Source organism: Acinetobacter sp. UBA6526 (assembly GCF_002434875.1).
Classification (GTDB): Bacteria; Pseudomonadota; Gammaproteobacteria; order Pseudomonadales; family Moraxellaceae; genus Acinetobacter; species Acinetobacter venetianus.
The window spans coordinates 1-18160 of sequence record NZ_DJLC01000032.1; the positions used below are offsets into that span (position 1 = coordinate 1).

18 protein-coding genes and 2 pseudogenes are annotated in these 18160 nt (G+C 39.7%); 10 read left to right on the plus strand and 10 right to left on the minus strand.

The window, feature by feature from the left end:
• The 3 genes from B4237_RS02220 to B4237_RS02230 all read left to right on the plus strand — a co-directional run.
• On the plus strand, window positions 1-535 hold a 535-nt coding region (locus tag B4237_RS02220), incomplete at its 5' end, for a phosphoethanolamine transferase (RefSeq protein ID WP_286941148.1).
• A gap of 13 nt (window positions 536-548) precedes the next feature.
• Window positions 549-1226 carry a DNA-binding response regulator PmrA gene (locus B4237_RS02225; RefSeq protein ID WP_023014174.1) on the plus strand — a complete coding sequence of 226 codons (678 nt, stop codon included), beginning with the start codon at window positions 549-551 and terminating at the stop codon, window positions 1224-1226.
• Between the two features lie 5 nt (window positions 1227-1231).
• Window positions 1232-2569 (plus strand): sensor histidine kinase, encoded by a 1338-nt coding sequence (locus tag B4237_RS02230; RefSeq protein ID WP_017196893.1) that lies wholly within the window; start codon window positions 1232-1234, stop codon window positions 2567-2569.
• 26 nt (window positions 2570-2595) lie between these two features.
• On the opposite strand, the gene B4237_RS02235 is transcribed toward B4237_RS02230, so the two are convergent.
• The 3 genes from B4237_RS02235 to B4237_RS02245 form a co-directional block, all read right to left on the minus strand.
• Window positions 2596-3399, minus strand: a complete 804-nt coding sequence (locus tag B4237_RS02235) for a serine/threonine protein kinase (RefSeq protein WP_286941152.1) — start codon at window positions 3397-3399, stop codon at window positions 2596-2598.
• Window positions 3400-3445: 46 nt separating this feature from the next.
• Window positions 3446-4162 (minus strand): phosphatase PAP2 family protein, encoded by a 717-nt coding sequence (locus tag B4237_RS02240; protein WP_278395530.1) that lies wholly within the window; start codon window positions 4160-4162, stop codon window positions 3446-3448.
• Window positions 4163-4278: 116 nt separating this feature from the next.
• On the minus strand, window positions 4279-5466 hold the full coding sequence (locus B4237_RS02245; protein WP_004877022.1) for an ammonium transporter: 1188 nt from the start codon (window positions 5464-5466) through the stop codon (window positions 4279-4281).
• A 479-nt stretch (window positions 5467-5945) separates the two neighbouring features.
• Between B4237_RS02245 and B4237_RS02250 the strand changes: the two genes are divergently transcribed.
• The 3 genes and pseudogenes from B4237_RS02250 to B4237_RS02260 all read left to right on the plus strand — a co-directional run bounded on the left by B4237_RS02250 (window position 5946) and on the right by B4237_RS02260 (window position 8389).
• Window positions 5946-6962, plus strand: coding sequence for a J domain-containing protein (locus B4237_RS02250; protein WP_278595329.1), 1017 nt, complete (start codon window positions 5946-5948; stop codon window positions 6960-6962).
• Window positions 6963-7094: 132 nt separating this feature from the next.
• Window positions 7095-7172, plus strand: a pseudogene (locus tag B4237_RS02255) (endonuclease domain-containing protein); the annotation flags it as partial.
• Between the two features lie 197 nt (window positions 7173-7369).
• On the plus strand, window positions 7370-8389 hold the full coding sequence (locus B4237_RS02260; protein WP_278595330.1) for a hypothetical protein: 1020 nt from the start codon (window positions 7370-7372) through the stop codon (window positions 8387-8389).
• A 29-nt stretch (window positions 8390-8418) separates the two neighbouring features.
• On the opposite strand, the pseudogene B4237_RS02265 reads toward B4237_RS02260, so the two are convergent.
• The 3 genes and pseudogenes from B4237_RS02265 to B4237_RS02275 form a co-directional block, all read right to left on the minus strand.
• Window positions 8419-8592 (minus strand): annotated as a pseudogene (locus B4237_RS02265) (hypothetical protein); the annotation flags it as partial.
• Window positions 8593-8624: 32 nt separating this feature from the next.
• Window positions 8625-9221: a hypothetical protein gene (locus B4237_RS02270; RefSeq protein WP_160232575.1), complete on the minus strand. Its 597-nt coding sequence runs from the start codon at window positions 9219-9221 to the stop codon at window positions 8625-8627.
• Window positions 9222-9283: 62 nt separating this feature from the next.
• Complete coding sequence (locus B4237_RS02275; protein WP_278595331.1) at window positions 9284-12184, minus strand: valine--tRNA ligase; 2901 nt, start codon at window positions 12182-12184, stop codon at window positions 9284-9286.
• Window positions 12185-12389: 205 nt separating this feature from the next.
• On the opposite strand from B4237_RS02275, the gene B4237_RS02280 reads away from it, so the two are divergent.
• The 4 genes from B4237_RS02280 (at window position 12390) to B4237_RS02295 (ending at window position 15372) form a co-directional block, all read left to right on the plus strand.
• Window positions 12390-13070 (plus strand): hypothetical protein, encoded by a 681-nt coding sequence (locus B4237_RS02280; protein WP_278595332.1) that lies wholly within the window; start codon window positions 12390-12392, stop codon window positions 13068-13070.
• 116 nt (window positions 13071-13186) lie between these two features.
• Window positions 13187-13849, plus strand: a complete 663-nt coding sequence (locus B4237_RS02285) for a hypothetical protein (protein ID WP_023014185.1) — start codon at window positions 13187-13189, stop codon at window positions 13847-13849.
• 12 nt (window positions 13850-13861) lie between these two features.
• Window positions 13862-14668 (plus strand): SDR family NAD(P)-dependent oxidoreductase, encoded by an 807-nt coding sequence (locus B4237_RS02290; RefSeq protein ID WP_019383875.1) that lies wholly within the window; start codon window positions 13862-13864, stop codon window positions 14666-14668.
• Window positions 14665-15372 carry a diphthine--ammonia ligase gene (locus B4237_RS02295; protein ID WP_278595333.1) on the plus strand — a complete coding sequence of 236 codons (708 nt, stop codon included), beginning with the start codon at window positions 14665-14667 and terminating at the stop codon, window positions 15370-15372. Before B4237_RS02290 ends, B4237_RS02295 begins: the two co-directional genes overlap by 4 nt.
• Before the next feature lie 40 nt (window positions 15373-15412).
• Here the strand turns inward: B4237_RS02295 and B4237_RS02300 are convergent, their stop codons facing one another.
• The 4 genes from B4237_RS02300 to B4237_RS02315 form a co-directional block, all read right to left on the minus strand.
• A complete protein-coding gene (locus tag B4237_RS02300) occupies window positions 15413-15853 on the minus strand; it encodes a YbjQ family protein (RefSeq protein WP_023014188.1) in 441 nt (146 codons plus the stop codon).
• An 8-nt stretch (window positions 15854-15861) separates the two neighbouring features.
• Entirely contained in the window at window positions 15862-16212 is a 351-nt protein-coding gene (locus B4237_RS02305; protein WP_004877005.1) for a YbjQ family protein, read from the minus strand.
• Window positions 16213-16320: 108 nt separating this feature from the next.
• On the minus strand, window positions 16321-17781 hold the full coding sequence (gene adeK, locus B4237_RS02310) for a multidrug efflux RND transporter AdeIJK outer membrane channel subunit AdeK (protein WP_278595356.1): 1461 nt from the start codon (window positions 17779-17781) through the stop codon (window positions 16321-16323).
• A gap of 5 nt (window positions 17782-17786) precedes the next feature.
• Window positions 17787-18160: efflux RND transporter permease subunit (locus tag B4237_RS02315; RefSeq protein ID WP_286941160.1), on the minus strand; the 374-nt coding region annotated here is incomplete at its 5' end.

Genomic DNA, 18160 nt, shown 5'->3' on the forward strand with positions numbered 1-18160 from the left:
GATTCCGAAGGATGATACACGTCCGCATTTAGTTGTATTACATCAGATGGGAAGTCATGGGCCTGCGTATTACAAACGCGTCCCACCGCAATACAAAGTCTTTAAACCAACCTGTGATACCAATGCGATTCAAGGTTGTTCTCGTGATGAATTATTAAATAGTTACGACAATACTTTGCTCTACACGGATTATGTTTTAGATTCTTTAATTGAAACCCTAAAGACAGCAACCCAATACGAAACAGGTTTGTGGTATTTGTCTGATCATGGTGAGTCGACAGGTGAAAGTGGCATGTATTTACATGGCGCGCCTTATGCAATTGCACCATCTCAGCAAACACATGTGCCGATGTTAATGTGGTTCTCTGATGCGTGGAAACAACAGGCACAGAAACAAATGAGTTGTTTGTCGCAACAACGTCAAAAGGAATTAAGTCAAGATAACTTATTCCCGACGATGTTGAGTTTGTTAGACGTAAAAACCAAAGTAATTGACCCTAAAAATGACATGTTAGCTACATGCTCAAATCCATAAGTGAGATGAAATCATGACCAAAATCTTGATGATCGAAGATGATTTTATGATTGCAGAGTCGACATTGACGTTATTGCGATATCATCAATTTGACGTGGAATGGGTCAATAACGGTGTAGATGGGTTAACGCTTTTATCAAAGCAAGATTTTGATTTGGTGTTACTCGATCTTGGTTTGCCATTGATGGATGGTATGCAGATTTTGCGTCAAATTCGTCAACGTAGCGCATTGCCTGTGTTGATTATTTCGGCGCGAGACCAACTGCAAAATCGTGTTGAGGGTTTAAATCAGGGAGCAGATGACTATTTGATTAAACCTTATGAGTTTGATGAATTACTTGCCCGTATCAATGCATTGTTACGCCGTGGCAATACAGCGATGACGCAGTTAAAAAATAATTCACAACTGTTAAAAAGTGGCGATTTAGTCTTGGATGTCGAACAGCATTTAGCAACTTTTAAAGGTCAGCAAATCGAGTTGTCAAATCGTGAGTGGGCGCTTCTTATTCCAATGGTAACGCATCCCAATAAGATTTTTTCCAAAGCAAATCTTGAAGATAAGTTGTATGATTTTGATAGTGAAGTCACGAGTAATACAATTGAAGTGTATGTCCACCATTTGCGTGCAAAATTAGGTAAAGACTTCATTCGTACGATTCGTGGATTAGGCTATCGACTGGGACAACCCTAAGACTTATGAAAACACCCAAGCAATATTCGCTAAAAAAACGGCTCATTTGGGGCACATCAATCTTTAGTTTATTGCTTGGATGCTTATTGATTTTTACTGCTTATAAAATTGCCTTGCATGAAGTAGATGAAATTCTTGATACGCAAATGCAATATATGGCAGAACGTTCAACAACTCAGCCTCTAACGCCCGTTGCAAGTAAGGTTGAGTTGCATCGCACCTATCATGAAGAAGACCTACTTGTCGATATCTGGGCGTATAAGGATCAAAGCCATTTATGGCATCAAACCCATTTGCTGATTCCACCTGTACAACAGGCAGGTTTCTATACTCAAGAAACACCTCAAGGCAAATGGCGCGTTTATGTTATTCCACTAAAAGATTATCAAATCCAAGTCAGTCAACAGGAGCAAGTCCGTAAAAGCTTCGCATGGGAACTTGCTGGGAGTATGTTTATTCCTTATGTGTTGCTACTACCATTTGCGATCATTATCTTGGCTTTTATTATTAGCCTGAGTCTCAAACCGCTAGATGATTTTAAAGCTGAATTACAGCAACGTGATTCGGATGGCTTAGCACCGATTGATAGTAAAGAATATCCTCAAGAACTTATCCCAACCATTGAGGAAATGAACCATCTATTCGAGCGAATTCAACATGCTCAGGCGGAACAAAAGCAGTTTATTGCAGATGCTGCGCATGAGCTTCGAACGCCAGTAACTGCATTGAATCTACAGACTAAGATTTTGATGAGTCAGTTTCCAGAACATGAGTCCTTAAAAAATCTAAGTAAAGGACTGGCACGTATTCAGCATTTGGTCACTCAACTCTTGGCTTTGGCAAAACAAGATGTCGGTTTGATGTTGATCGAGCCGAATACGCTATTTCGTTTGAATGATGTTGCGTTGAACTGTGTTGAGCAACTGGTCAATCTCGCTATGCAGAAAGAAATTGATCTTGGCTTTGAACGAAATGATGTGATTGAGATGCAAAGTCTTGAGTCGACGGTACATTCAATCATTTTCAATCTGATTGATAATGCAATCAAATACACGCCAAGTCAGGGCATCATTAACATTTCAGTTTATAACGAGAATGAGGATTATGCTTGTATTCAAATCGAAGACAGTGGTTCAGGAATTGCCCCAGAAAACTATGACAAAGTTTTAAAGCGCTTTTACCGTGTTCATCATCATCTTGAAGTGGGCAGTGGTTTAGGGCTTTCTATTGTTGATAAAGCGACTCAGCGACTCGGTGGAACGTTGCAATTGGGACGTAGTATTGATTTGGGCGGATTGTTAGTGACGGTTCGCTTGCCTAAAAAGCTTGAGCGTCACGGATAAGCTGCTAGCAAGTTAATATGTGATCATCATTTAACTTCGCCATGTTCTCTTAAATAGCGTAAAAACAGCACGCATTTTTGGATGCGTTTGCCATCATTGCCAACACGACTGACATTTAAACGTAAAACCCAATTTAAGCGCTTACCCACTTTGCAAACGTCTTTATAGACTTGCGGCTCTGCGAGTAATGCTTGATATAGAATTTGACTGGCTTCAGAAAGCTGTTCAAACTCGAAGTGATAAGCAGTAGAGAAAATATACAACAACCAATCACGAACATAGCAATCATGTAGGCTTAGCACAGATGCTGGATCTGTTTCAAAATCAATAAAACTAAAATGAGTATCTTTGTCTACCAGAATGTTGCGAGCAAAAGCTTCACTTAAATATCCACCTTGCAAATGTACATGCTGGATCGCTTGAATCGCTTGAGTAAACAAGTTTAATTTGGCTGCAATATCATCTTTGCAACGTGCCAAGGATTGGTCTAATTGCTTTACCTTACTTTGACGTTGCGAACCAAGATCTTCTAAGAGTATGCCTTTTTTGGAAAGCGCAAGAACATTTGGGGTTGATAGTCCCAATGCTTTGAGTTGTTGGATACGATTGTATTCACATTGAATCGCTGCCGAACCACCTTGATTCGGAACAGGCATGATTGCACCCAAGTTAAAAATTTTGGCCAACCATTTTAGAGGGGTATATAACCACAAACCATGACGTTCAGATGCTTTCTTTAACCACACTTTGCCAGAGTCTAAGGTGTAAGCTTTAATTGATTCTTGCTGAGTAACTAAAGCGGTTTCTAGAAATTCTTGAAAGTCATCCATTCGCAACAAACTATACCTAAGTGATTATAACCGTTCCATTAGGAGGTCACTTTACCACATCAAGCTTAGATTGAGGTATGGAAATGGTCGTACTATTTGCAAGATGGCGTTTGTAGGTGATTGCATAAACAACAAAGTTAATTGCAAGGCAGATCCATCCCGTCCAAAGATTATGACTTAAGAAATGCGCACCACGCATCATTTGTGCCCATCCCATTGCAAAGCCTAAAATGACACTCGCAAATAAGTAAAACCATGCACGACCTTTTTGATCGAATCGATAAACGAAATAGCCTGTAATGAGTGCAAAGCCAGTACTTGCATGCCCACCCGGAAAACAATGACCTGAGGTAGCCGAAAAATCCCATACAAATCCTGTCGCAGTTTCATGTGTCATTGCCCAAGGGCAGGCGTGAGCCGAATGCGCTTTCATAAAACCAACGATACAAGTACATAGCATGCTGACCCAAAACATATAGCCATATTGCCAACGTTTCGCTTTGAATTTTTCGACTTTAAAAGACAGTGCCCATAAAATAAAAAAGGTCACATACACAACGGTAATGATCTGTTTTACATAGCTATGATTTAGCTTTGCCAAATACCAATCACCTTTGAGCGCAAAGTCTCCAAACGTACCGACCCACGGTTGGATGAGATATAAGTCAATTGATCCACCCACAGGAAAAACCCAGAGTAAAATGAAAAAACTAATTAGCAGAAGAAAACTCATCTGTATAAAAAAAGGTGTTTTCAGGTGCATAGGCGGCACAATTCAAATGAAGACAATATATTTTTTATTAAACTGTTCTAATCTTAAGCATCTCTTAAATAAGCATAAAAAAAGCGGCTTTTTAGCCGCTTTAAATTACTGAAAAATTAGAACATAGACTCTTCGGAGTTGGCTGAAATTTTATGAATGGAAAGGTCAGCACCACGATATTCATCCTCTTGAGAAAGACGGATACCTAAAGTTGCTTTCAAGATGCCATACACCACAAAGCCACCGACAAGTGCAATCGCAATTCCTAAACCTGTACCTATGATTTGAGACATAAGTGAAACCCCACCTAAACCTCCAAGCATTTCTTGACCAAAAATACCCGCAGCGATACCACCAAATGCACCACATACGCCATGTAATGGCCATACACCAAGTACATCATCCACTTTTAATTTATTTTGTGTATAAGTGAATAGGTAAACAAATAGTGCACCCGCAACGCCACCAATCAATAATGCACCAATTGGATGCACAATATCTGAGCCTGCGCAGATTGCAACTAAGCCAGCCAATGGACCATTGTGTAAGAAACCAGGGTCATTTTTGCCCATAAAGTTCGCTGCTAAAGTACCGCCGACCATTGCCATTAAAGAGTTGATTGCCACCAATCCCGAAATCGCTTCTACACGTTGCGCACTCATTACATTAAAGCCAAACCAACCTACAATCAGAATCCATGAACCTAAAGCGAGAAATGGAATTGATGAGGGTGGATGCGCGCTGACGCGACCATCTTTCTTATAACGACCATGACGAGCACCGAGTAAAATCACGGCTGCTAAAGCAATCCATCCACCCATTGCATGTACAACGACAGAGCCAGCAAAGTCATGGAAACTTGCGCCGAATGTGCTTTCTAACCATGTTTGTACACCGTAGTTACCGTTCCAGATCATGCCTTCATAGAATGGATAAATCAGTGCAACTAACAGCAAGGTTGCGATAGCTTGTGGACGCATTTTCGCGCGTTCAGCAATGCCTCCCGAAACGATGGCAGGGATCGCAGCAGCAAATGTCAACAAGAAGAAGCAGCGCATCAAGTTATAGCCATGATCTTCTGCGAGGACAGCCCCCATATGGAAAAAATTTTGTCCGTATGCAATCCAATAACCCACAAAGAAGTATGCGATTGCTGAAATCGCAAAGTCTGTGAGGATTTTGCTGAGAGCATTGACTTGGTTTTTATGGCGTACTGTGCCAAGTTCCAAGAATGCAAAGCCAGCATGCATTGCCAATACCAGTACTGCACCGAGCAGTAAGAAAAATAAATCTACGTTTTGCATAGTGGTGCTCAAAAAAAGTGCTAAATCTGGTCTTGGTGTAAATGTTTGATTCGTTTTTTGCACCAAAATAGATTTAGTAAATCTAAAAACTCAAGTTATACGAATACAACTCAATTTAATGGAAATTATTATGCAAAAAACGCACCAATTTAGAATTTAATTGTGAGTTTTGGTGAAAAGTGGTGCATTTTGCTTAAAAATAGCACAGCTTTATGGATATTGTAGAGCTAAAAAAGAAAACGGTCGTTATCCTTGTCTGAACCTTGATAAGAATGCCATTCGCCGTGCAGGCCAATGTTTATATCGGGCGAAACAGCAGGCACGTAATCGAGTGATTTCTTTAATTACAGATGCTACGTATTGTCTTGCTTAGTTGCTCCTTTGCTTTTTCAGGTCGATTTGCTCAACTGTTAAAAGGACAGAGCGCTACTTTTAGCCTTTGATTATTGCTACACTTTTTCTTTTCAGGTAGATGTGTGATGTCATTTGATCTTAAAGTTAGCGTACAGCAAAGGGCAGAACAGTCACCACAGCAGAAAAAACTTAATCGCCTGATTGATAAAATTGAACAGCAAAAAATCAGCCTCGCCAAATGGCAAAATGCGCAAGCTGAAATTCAACAACACACACGACAAAAACTCCTACCTGTCTATAACGAACTGCATGCTATTCTATTTCAGCAGTTGCAACAGCTTTGGGATATTTTGCACAGTCACGAATTTTCTAAAGCCGATATGCAGCAGCTGGATGAAAGCATTGACCAGCGTGCGCGCATGTTGAAACATTCCAAAATGCTCTCCAACGAACAGCAGCAACAAGTCGAGCAGATCTATAGCTTTTATCAGCAACATGCGCAGCAGTCTGTGAAGAAACCTAAAAAAGTAAATCCACTAAAAGTCGATCAGCCTCAAAGTAATGAGCAAGATGAATTGTTTGAAGATGACTTTGAGCAGTATACTGCCGAGCAGCAACAGGTGCGTGAACAAGCCAAACAGCAAAGACAGCAACAAAAGCGAGAACAAGCGGAGCAGATGGCAGCGCTGTCGCTGAAAAAAGTCTATTTAAAAGTTGCGGCAATGATTCATCCTGACCGTGAACAAGACGAGTCTAAAAAAGCAGAAAAAACAGAGTTGTTTCAACAAGCCAGTCAGGCGTATGAGCAGCAGGATTTGTTTTATTTACTGAAAATGCAGTTACAGCTTGAACAAAATAAAGGTGTTGGCTCGAAAGCGTTATCTGCGGAGCAAGTGATGTTTTATAAACTGGCTTTGGATGCACAAAGTCAGCAGCTTGAATGCCAAATTGATGAGATTTTGGATTCTTTTCAGTTGTCGAAGAAAGTGAAAGCGGAGCATGTGCATATGAGTGATGTGTATAAAGCCATAGATGCGGACTGCGCTGAGTTAAAGCAGCAGTTGAAGTGGGAAAAAGAGCGTTTAAAGCATATGAAAAAGGTGAGTGGGGTAGAGATGTTGTTGGGGCATGGGGCACTGTAACCTCTCCCTAGCCCTCTCCTGAAAGGAGAGGGAACATCATTGCGTATCGAATAACTATTAAATTCACAAAGGATGCTCCCTCTCCCTTTGGGAGAGGGTTGGGGTGAGGGTAGTCAAAATGGAAAATAAAAAATGAAATTAGACCCACAATTATTAGAATTCGCCAAAACTATGAGGAGCAATGCCACATATGCAGAACACTTCATGTGGTAACTTTTACGTGCTAAACGATTTATGAACTAAAGATCTGATAGAAAAAATCTTGCATATAAAAAACGGTCATTAATCGTGTCACGTCAAATATGTATAGAAAGGAATAAATAGTTTATTAGCAGATAATACCTTCTAAAACAATATCTTTTGTAGTATTGTGCTGAAAAATTAGAGTCGTAGAAGAAGAGGGGAAAATGGAACTAATTCGTACAGAGGGTGAAAGTCAATCTACAGGTATTGTAACTAAAAGAGGGCACAGAGTTACAGCTGAGGCGGTACAGGATATTTTTCTGCAATTTACAGCTCCGAAAACTTCTTTAGGTAAATCATATAACAAAAATTTAGAAATTAATTACGAAGAAATACAGCATCTGAACTCCATGATTTTGCAGCTTTTGCAAAGAGAACATTTGTTGGGTGTAAATTGTTCAGTTGTGGTTATTCATATGGACAAAACGCGCATAGTATTCGATTCATTTAAACAATTTAATGAATATGCGACGGGTACAAGTAGTCCTACTCATAAAGTAGTATTAGTTTATAAATATGCAATTGAATATTCGGGAAATAAAGAAATTCAAAATTATGAAGTAACAATTGAATTACTCAATAAATTATCCGCATATGAAGAGCTAAAATCAGATCAACTTCCATCTGCTATGAAGGCATTATTAATAAGAGTTATGCCAGTAGTTGAAATTCATATTAAATATGAGGATTATTTAAAAGCAAAAGTTATTTTGGATGGTGTTGATGACTGGGTAAATGGTTGTCCTCATAATAGTAATGGTATTAATACATTTATTAGATTTTTGCAAAATAATTCTTCAACTCTACCTAGTATATTTGCCACTTTTAGTGTTCTATTTATTGTTAATTACTTGTCAAATAATATAAATAACTTAATCGAGCTTAATGCTAATATTCGAGATATTTTTGTGTTAGCAGTACAATGCTTAGGTATCTCATTTATCATTGTTAAAATTGCTAAGGGTGTTGGAGATATAGTTGAGAATTTTTTAGACTTCTATCCTTTTTTATCATTTATTAATATTAATAAAGGGGATAGTAATCTCATTAATAATAGGAAGAAAAATATCTCTGCCGTAATTATAAAGATAATTGTTACGATATTACTTGGTGCTTTGGGAAGCTATGTTATGGCTGTAGTTTGTGGTCTCTTTCCATCATTATTGCCAAGTATAAAGGGCTGAATAATCAGCCCTTTATACAATAATTTAGATTAAATTACCAATAAATTAAAGCGCTGTAATCTATCCATATTCGCTTTAATCTTCGCTAACTGGTCAGCAAACTCAGCTAATTTCGCTTTTTTACCTTCAACCACACTCGCAGGTGCTTTCGCCACATACCCTTCACTTGCAAGTTTAGTTGCAATCTGGTAATGCTGTTTTTCTTTTATATGAGTTTTTTACGATCAGTTTTTAATTAAAAATTAATATATATTAGATAAATACAGTCTTTTCTATCAAATGATGTAGTTTCATCAACTATTATGAGATTATCCTTTAGTTCTTTTGATAGATTAATATAATGTTGGTTGGCTACTCTTACTGATTGATTTTCAAGAAAAACCATAAATTTAAAATATTCTGTAGTGTTGAATTTTGACTTAGTCTTACCATAAAGTAGGTTGTTTAAGTCTTTAGTTATACCATTTCGTTGAGCAGACCCATATTTTGTCCCACCATTAATTGGAATATTACACTTAACTTCAGCTATCAATTTTATAATTTCATTTGAAACAAGATCATAACCATTGGTACTAGGTTTTGTGGATAAAATTTCATCGGTTATTTTTTGTTTTGACTCTTGAGAAAGATGAAACTTTTTTGAAATCCAATTAACAAATGAAATTGTTATTTTCATGGTTAATAGGTTGTTGATATCAGAGAGAGCCATTTTCAAAGAAATTATTTTATCACTATCAAGACGACTATAATAATCATCTTCTGGAAGAGAAAATTGTGTGATAAAAAAATTATTTAATCTACTTTTAAGTTCTTCTTCACGATGATATTTCATAAAAATAAAGGGCTGAATAATCAGCCCTTTATATTACAGATTAAATTGTAGTCTTTAAAGAATTAAAGCGCTGCAATCTGATCCATATTCGCTTTAATCTTCGCTAATTGGTCAGCAAACTCAGCCAATTTCGCTTTTTCACCTTCAACCACAGCCGCAGGTGCTTTTGCCACAAAACCTTCATTGCCCAATTTAGTTGCAATTTGGTCATGCTGCTTTTGCACTTTGTCCAAGTCTTTTTGTAGGCGACCGAGTTCCGCTTTCGGGTCAATTAAACCTTTCATTGGAACAAATACAGACACATGACCCACAACAGAAGACGATGATAATGGTGGTTGCTCAGCATCAGCAAGGAAAGTAATGCTTTCAACTTTCGCTAAAGCTTTAAACAACGCTTCAATACGCGTGATCTGTGCTTTTTCAGCTTCAGTGGTGTTTTGAAGCAGAACTGGCAACAAACGTGCATTACCTAAGCCCATTTCACCACGGATATTACGCACCGCACCAATCAAACCTTGTAACCACTGCATGTCCGCTTCAGCTTGTTCATTAATTTTCTCTTGAGCAGGCACAGGGTATGCCGCAGTCATAATGGTTTCGCCTTGAATACCGAGCATTGGCGCAAGGGTTTGCCAAATTTCTTCAGTCAAGTACGGCATAATTGGGTGAGCCAAACGTAAAGATGCTTCCATCACCGCTAACAACACACGACGAACTTCCGCTTTACGCTCTTCAGACACGTCTGCATCGTTTAATACTGGCTTGGTCAATTCAACATACCAATCGCAGTATTCATTCCAAATAAAGTCATAAATCGCTTGTGCAGCCAAGTCTAAACGATAAGTTGCAAAGGCTTGTTGAACCGCAGCTTCCGCTTTTTGTAAACGGCTCATGATCCATTGCTCAGGCAATTCCCAAAGATCAGGACGCGCGGTTTGACCAACCGTTTGACCTTCAACATTCATCAATACAAAACGGGTGGCGTTCCAAATCTTGTTACAGAAGTTACGGTAACCTTCAACACGCTTCATATCGAACTTGATGTCACGACCTGTGTTAGCAAGCGCACAGAAGGTGAAACGCACAGCATCTGTACCGTAAGCCTGAATACCTTCTGGGAATTCTTTACGCGTGGATTTTTCAATTTTCGCTGCTTGTTTCGGGTTCATCAAACCAGTGGTACGTTTTTGTACCAAGGTTTCAAGATCTACACCATCAATCAAGTCGAGTGGGTCAAGTACGTTACCTTTCGACTTAGACATCTTCTGACCTTCGCCATCACGGACTAAACCGTGTACATACACAGTTTTGAACGGAACTTGTGGCGTGCCATCTTCATTCTTCATGAAGTGCATGGTCATCATGATCATGCGCGCGACCCAGAAGAAGATAATGTCAAAACCTGTCACCAACACATCAGTCGGGTGGAAGGTATTGAGGAAATAGTTTTCCGCATCTTTGGCTTTGTCGCCAGTCCAACCTAAAGTTGAGAACGTCCAAAGCGCAGATGAGAACCATGTATCCAGTACGTCTTCATCTTGGTTCAATGCAACATCAGCAGGGATGTTGTTGTTGGCACGTACTTCTGCTTCGTCACGACCCACGAAGACATTGCCTTCGGCATCGTACCAAGCTGGAATACGGTGACCCCACCAAAGCTGACGTGAAATACACCAGTCTTGAATGTTGTTCATCCATGCCATGTACATGTTGCTGTACTGCTCAGGTACGAATTTGATGTCACCATCTTTTACCGCTTTAATAGCTGGCTCAGCAAGTGGTGCAATTTTCACATACCATTGATCTGTCAATAATGGCTCAACGATCACACCTGAACGGTCACCGCGAGGTGGTTTCAAGGTATACGGTTGAATTTGGTCTAACCAGCCTTCCACTTCAGCTTGTTCAACCAGTTTTTTACGTGCAGCAAAACGCTCTAAACCAATATAGTCTGCTGGCGCAGCGATGGTTTTAGAAATTTGTTCGCCAGCTTTGGCGATGTATTCAAACTCAGCCAATACTTCTGCATTTTTATTGAAGATATTGATGATTGGCAATTCACAACGCTTACCCACTTCATAGTCATTGAAGTCGTGCGCAGGGGTGATTTTTACACAGCCCGTACCAAACTCTTTATCGACATATTCGTCTTTAACAATTGGAACAGCACGGCCTGTAATTGGCAGAATAATGTTCTGACCGACAAGGTGCGTATAACGTTCATCATCGAGCGCCACTGCAACGGCTGTATCGCCCAGTAATGTTTCAGGACGTGTGGTTGCCACCACGATGTGATCTTTACCATCGTGTGTGCGGAGTGATTTGTCTTCAAAGAAATATTTGAAGTGCCACAATGAACCTGCTTCTTCTTTATCTGACTCAACTTCAAGGTCAGAAAGCGCAGTTTGCAGTTTTGGGTCCCAGTTTACGAGGCGTTTACCACGGTAAATCAAACCATCTTCGTGTAGCTTAACGAAAACTTCTTTTACTGCATTGGATAAACCTTCATCCATAGTAAAGCGTTCACGAGACCAATCCACAGAAGAACCTAAGCGACGGATTTGACGCGTAATCGTACCGCCAGATTGTTCTTTCCATTCCCAGATTTTTTCAATGAACTTTTCACGCCCCATGTCATGACGGCTAATGTTTTGCGCGCCCAACTGACGTTCAACCACCATCTGGGTTGCAATACCCGCGTGGTCTGTACCCGGTTGCCATAAGGTATTTTTACCTGACATGCGGTTATAGCGGGTGAGAGCATCCATGATGGCATTGTTAAAACCATGCCCCATGTGCAAACTACCCGTGACGTTTGGTGGTGGAATCATAATACAAAATGAATCACCTTGACCTGATGGCTTAAAGTAGCCTTTGTCTTCCCAGATTTGATACCACTTTTTTTCGATCTCAGTTGGATCGTAGGTTGTTGCAATATTTTGAGCAGATTGAGCGTCGGTCATAATACAGAAGATTAAAAATGAATAAAAAATTGGATCTATTGTAGCAAAAATTCTATCAATTTTTTCATCTAAAAAACCCGACGAAATGCGTTGGTTTTTTATGTGAAAAAAGCTAAATTTATGTCTATTGGATCACATATTTAATAAATGTAGATGCATAAAACAACAAAATAAAAATGCGAAAATTAAAAAAAGGATGCTTCTTATGAGTTATTCAATTCTTTTGAAAATTAATGAAGTGACACATGGACAGTTTGAGACGATCCGCCAACAGTTGAATTCAGGGACTCAAGAAAGCCAGTCACGCATTTTGGGTGAAGTACTATCAGAAATTGCCTGTGATATCGTTGAGCAAGTATTTTCAGTGCTGCTGATTCAAAATCGCCAACCAACCTATCTCACACAAAAGAGTGCCGCTGAATCCGAAAAAGTGATTCAGCAGATTATTGGCGCGGTTCGAAAATATATGCCGTGGTCGATTGCATTATTTGGCAATGAACGTTTATGTTCTTTTGTGAATTATTTTTCAGATATGATCAAATATCACGATGAACAAGTGTATGTGTCATATCCAATTGATCGAAACTTAGTTCAACAGGCTCATGCATTGGTCAATAAGTTAAAAAACAATGAGATTCAAGATATGGTGGATGTGTTCCAAACGTTGATTGAAATTGTTGATCTTGGGGTGACAAGTCTTATCCGTGAGCCTAAAAAATGTTTGAATTTCAATACGGTGGTCGATAAGACTTTAAATGGTGTGATTAATATGACCGCGCATTTGAGCTATAAGCGTTTAGAGAAAATGGGCAATCAGGTGGATTCAAATGCAGCGACTGATTGTGTGAATCATTTTTTGGCATTTATGCATGTTGATACTGAATAGAATATGTTAAATTCGGGGTGCAGAAAGCCAAAAATGATACAAAAACAGATTGATGGATAAAAAGGGGCTGATAAAAAAGCCTCTTTTTTATGGATCTAAAAATTAGGGTTAAGAAAATGAACACCGCCGTTTTTTTGAATATTCATGCGGATACATACGCAAGATTTGCGCATATTCGAACGCAGTTAATGCAAGGAAGTAAAGATAGTCAGGCCAATGCTTTGGGGAGTGTATTGTCCGAAATGGCTTGTGAGGTCATCGAACAAGTTTTTATCGTGCTATTACAAGAAAATCAGCACTATTCACAAACGGGTGAATCTGAAAAAGTGATTCAACAAATCTTAGAAGCGGTGCGTAAATATATGCCGTGGTCAGTCTCATTTTTTAGCAATGATCGTTTAGTACCGCTTGTTGAATACTTGTCTAAGACACTGCAAATTGAGGATGAAACTATTTACATGACTTATCCGATTGATCAGAAATTGGCTCAAAAGGTAGAAACATCAAGTCAAAAGCTAGCTGCTGGTGATCAACAAGAAATCTCAAATGCATTACGACTGTTAACAGAAGTGATTGATGTGGGTGTGACACACTTAATTCGTGAACCTAAAAAATGTTTAAAGTTCAATTTTGTGGTTGATAAAACGTTAAATGGCGTGATTACGATGACGACACATTTAGGATATAAGCGTTTAGAGAAATTAGGCACTCAACTCGATCATCAAGTTGCATCAACTTATATTGATTATTTCCTTAAGTTTATGCGTCATCAAGCATAGAGGGAACAGGTTATGGCAAAGCTAAAAAGTCTTGAAAACAAAGTGGTATGGATCACTGGGGCATCTTCGGGTTTGGGTAAAGCCTTGGCGCGTGAATGTGCCTTGCAAGGTGCACAAGTTGTACTGACATCTCGCCGTTATGATGAGTTAGAGGCTGTTCGAGTGGGCTTACTCAAGCCTGAGCAGCATCTTTCAATTGCTGCTGACATTACCGATGAAGCTCAAGTCCGCCATGCACATGAGCAAGTTTTAGCATGTAAAGGCCGTGTGGATTGGTTAATTAATAATGCTGGTTTGAGTCAGCGTGCTTTGATTCAAGACACGACCATGCAAACTGAACGTGCCATCATGGAAGTTGATTATTTCTCACAAGTTTTCTTTACTAAAACAGTTTTGCCAACTTTTCTTAAACAAAAATCTGGTCGAGTGGTCTTTGTTTCAAGTGTAGCAGGGTTGTTAGGCACTCAGTATCGCGCAAGTTATTCTGCTGCAAAGGCAGCGATTCATATGTGGGCGAACAGTTTACGTGCTGAGGTTGCCAAAGACGGTGTTGAGGTTTCTGTGGTTTTCCCTGGTTTTGTGAAAACCAATGTTTCTTTTAATGCCTTAAATGGTGAGGGGAAGCCGCAAGGTCATCAAGATGAAGCAATTGAAAATGGTTTAGATGCAGGTGTATTTGCTGAACGTGTGGTCGAATCGTTGATGGCAGGCGAGGAATATATTGTTGTTGGTGGGAAAAAGGAACAACTCGGTGTTTTAGTCTCTCGCTTATCGCCAAGCTTGTTGTATAAAATGATTCGTAAAACACGAGTTAAATGATAGTGAACATCCGTAAGAAAGCCGTTTTTAATTGGAGCGGTGGTAAAGATTCTGCTTTAGCACTACATACTGTATTAGAGCAAAATGAGTTTGAAGTTGTTGCTTTACTAACAACGGTGAATGAAGAAACAGAATTATCATCAATGCATGCGATCCCGCATGCATTGCTTGAGAAGCAAGCCGAAAGTATTGGTATCCCACTTTATCCTGTATTTCTTCCAAAAAATCTTCCTGCTTATGAACAACGCATGTTAGACGCGGCTAATCATTTTAAAGCCCTAGGCGTTGAGCACTTTATCTTTGGTGATATTTATCTGTCTGATGTACGCAAATATCGAGAAGATCGTCTACATCCTCTCGGTATTAAAGTTGTTGAACCAATCTGGAATTTAAATTCGGCAGAAGTGATGCAAAGCTTTTGGGATTCGGGAATTAAAACCAAAATCATCGTAACGGATGCCAGTAAATTAGATGCGTCTTTTATCGGACAAGATATTGATGCTGAACTTGTTGCAAGAATGCCTAGTGACGTCGATGTCTGTGGTGAAAATGGTGAATACCACACTTTGGCTTATGCAGGTGCTTTATTTAAAAAGCCTGTTGAGTTTGAAATTACTGAGACGCGGAAAATGTCTTATGACTTTAAACTTGATAATGGTGAGGAAAAAACCTATCACTATTGGCAAGCAATTTTTGCCGACTAGCGTTTTTGTCCTGTTATTTTCGATATGACAGGACAAATTTTTAATGATGATTGACGATCGCCGTTCCATAAGCAAATACTTCGACCATACCGCCTTGCATGCCTAACTCTGTGGTACTCATCCGAACACCCATAATATGATTTGCACCTATTCGATCTGCTTCCTGCTTGAGGCGAAGCATTGCTTCACGACGTGCGCGTTCAACCACACTTTCATAACTGGTCAGGCGACCGCCGAAAAAGTTTTGAATATTGGCAAGTATATATTTAAAGTAATCGTGAGAAATAACGACGTTGCTACTGACCATTTGCCCATGCGCTACGGTTTGCACAAAGCGATTGGTATCAACTCGAATATGTGCAAACTGCTTTTCTTTTTCATCCAATTCACGGAGGTGTTTTTGTTCGATATGACGACCAAACCCCCAACCCACTGAAAAAAGAATTAGAAACAGGGCAATCTGAAAAATTAATCCATCCATATGTTTGCCTACGCACCAAATGGATCGGGGAGTTTAGGTGTAACAGGCTGAACGACAACTGCTGTGCCATAAACAAAAAGTTCAGATGCGCCCTGCGCAATATTTGAGGTAGAGAAACGAATCCCTACGATCGCATTTGCACCTAAAGCACGTGCTTTATCAATCATCCGTTGGGTTGCTTCTTGGCGAGATTCTTCCAATAGTTCGGTATAGCCAGTGAGTTCGCCACCGACAATATTTTTAAGACCTGCCATGAGATCACGACCAACGTGTTTACTACGAACGGTACTGCCGTATACCACATCAAATTGACGCAAAATTTCATGTCCAGGAACGGACTCTAAACTACTTAATAACATTGTATTTTCTAATCATTAAAACGTCGTATTGAAGATAAGAAATATTCGCAATTGTTGCAATAAAAAAAGCTCACCGAAGTGAGCTTTTTTGTGCGCAAAAGTTGATAGTTATTTTGCGTAATGCTTTTCTGAACTAGATGGTTGGTGCGCTACAGTTTCACTGCTTGTCGCTTTCACACCGCCACCAAGTGTTTTGTATAGTTCAACTTGGTTGTTCAAGTCTGCTTGTTGTAATAACAATAGACCTTGTTCAGCTGAGTAAGCAGAACGTTGAGCATCCAATACGGTTAAATAACTATCAATACCTGCACGGAAACGCGCATTTGATAATTTATAGGTTGTATTGGTTGCATCAACTAAACGGCGTTGGGCGGTCAAACGATCACCGATGTTTGCGCGTGTAGCTAAAGCATCGTTCACTTCGCGGAACGCTGATTGAACTGACTTCTCATAATTCGCTAATGCAATCTTCTGATCTGTCTCAGAGATTTTTACATTCGCGCGGCGAGTGCCCCAATCAAAGATTGGCATATTGATGCTTGGTCCAATAGACCATAAACCATTTGCTGATTTAAACAAATCACTCAGGTCTGTTGATGCATAGCCTGCTGAACCAGTAAGGCTAATAGTTGGGAATAACTGAGCTTTAGCAGCACCGATATTCGCACCAGCCGCACTTAACTGATATTCAGCAACTTTGACATCAGGACGGTTGTTTAACAAATCACTTGGTAAGCCCGCCGTTAACACACCTTTTTGTGTGATACGAGCAACTTGTTGGCTCGGCAATAAGTTGTTTGGAACTGATTGACCAACCAATAAATTCAACAAGTTTTGAGCTTGAGCGATTTGTGTTTTGTAATTTGCAACATCATTACGTGCAGTTTCAACTGAAATCTGTGCCTGACGAACAGGGATTTCACTATCAATACCCACATCGAAACGTTTTTTGTTTAAGTTAAACGAGTCTAATTGAGCTTTTAATGTCTGATCTGCCAGTTTAAGTTGTGCACTGGCAAATGAATAATTTAACCAAGCTTGAGTAACTTGACCAATTAGACTGATTTGCGTTGCATCACGCGAACTTTGAGTAGCTAAGTAGTTGTCCAATGCAGCATCTTTTAAGCTGCGAACACGACCCCAAAAATCTAACTCATAAGAAGTTAAGCCTAAGCCCACTTGGTAAGTTGAGTAAGGGTTATTAGGGTCACGGCTAGGGGTGACTTGACGAACCGCACTACCACTTGCCCCAATGGTTGGCAACTGATTGTTTTCCGAGATTTGGTATTGTTGTTGCGCTTTTTGAATATTCAACGCAGCAGTACGCAAATCACGGTTGTTGGCAAGCGCCATATCAATCACTTGTAGCAGGCGAGGGTCAGCAAAGAAATCTTTGTAACCTTGTTCTGCGATTGATGTTCCAGAAGCATTACTATACGACGCATAGCCTTCAGGAATATCTGTGTTCACAACAGGCTCTGGCCCGCGCATGCTTTGGCAGGCAGCCAAAGAAAGCGCGAGTGCAGAAATTGCGATGCCACGACTAGAAATAGACCATACAGTTTGCATCACGATTAATGCTCCTGAGTATTTAAAGTTTTAGGTTTGTACTTAAAGATACTACGAATCCACACGAAGAACACAGGGATGAAGAAGATACCTAAAAGTGTTGAAGAAATTACACCACCAAGTACACCATAACCAACTGAGTGTTGGCTACCAGCACCAGCACCGCTTGCAAGAGCTAATGGTAATACACCGAAACCAAATGCAAGTGTTGTCATGATAATTGGACGTAAACGCATTTTTGCAGCATGTAACGTTGCTTCAAACAGGTCTTCACCTTTTTCTTGCAACTCTTTTGCAAATTCTACGATCAAAATCGCATTTTTCGCAGACAAACCAATTACTGCAACAATCGCGACTTGGAAGTAGATGTTAAAGGATA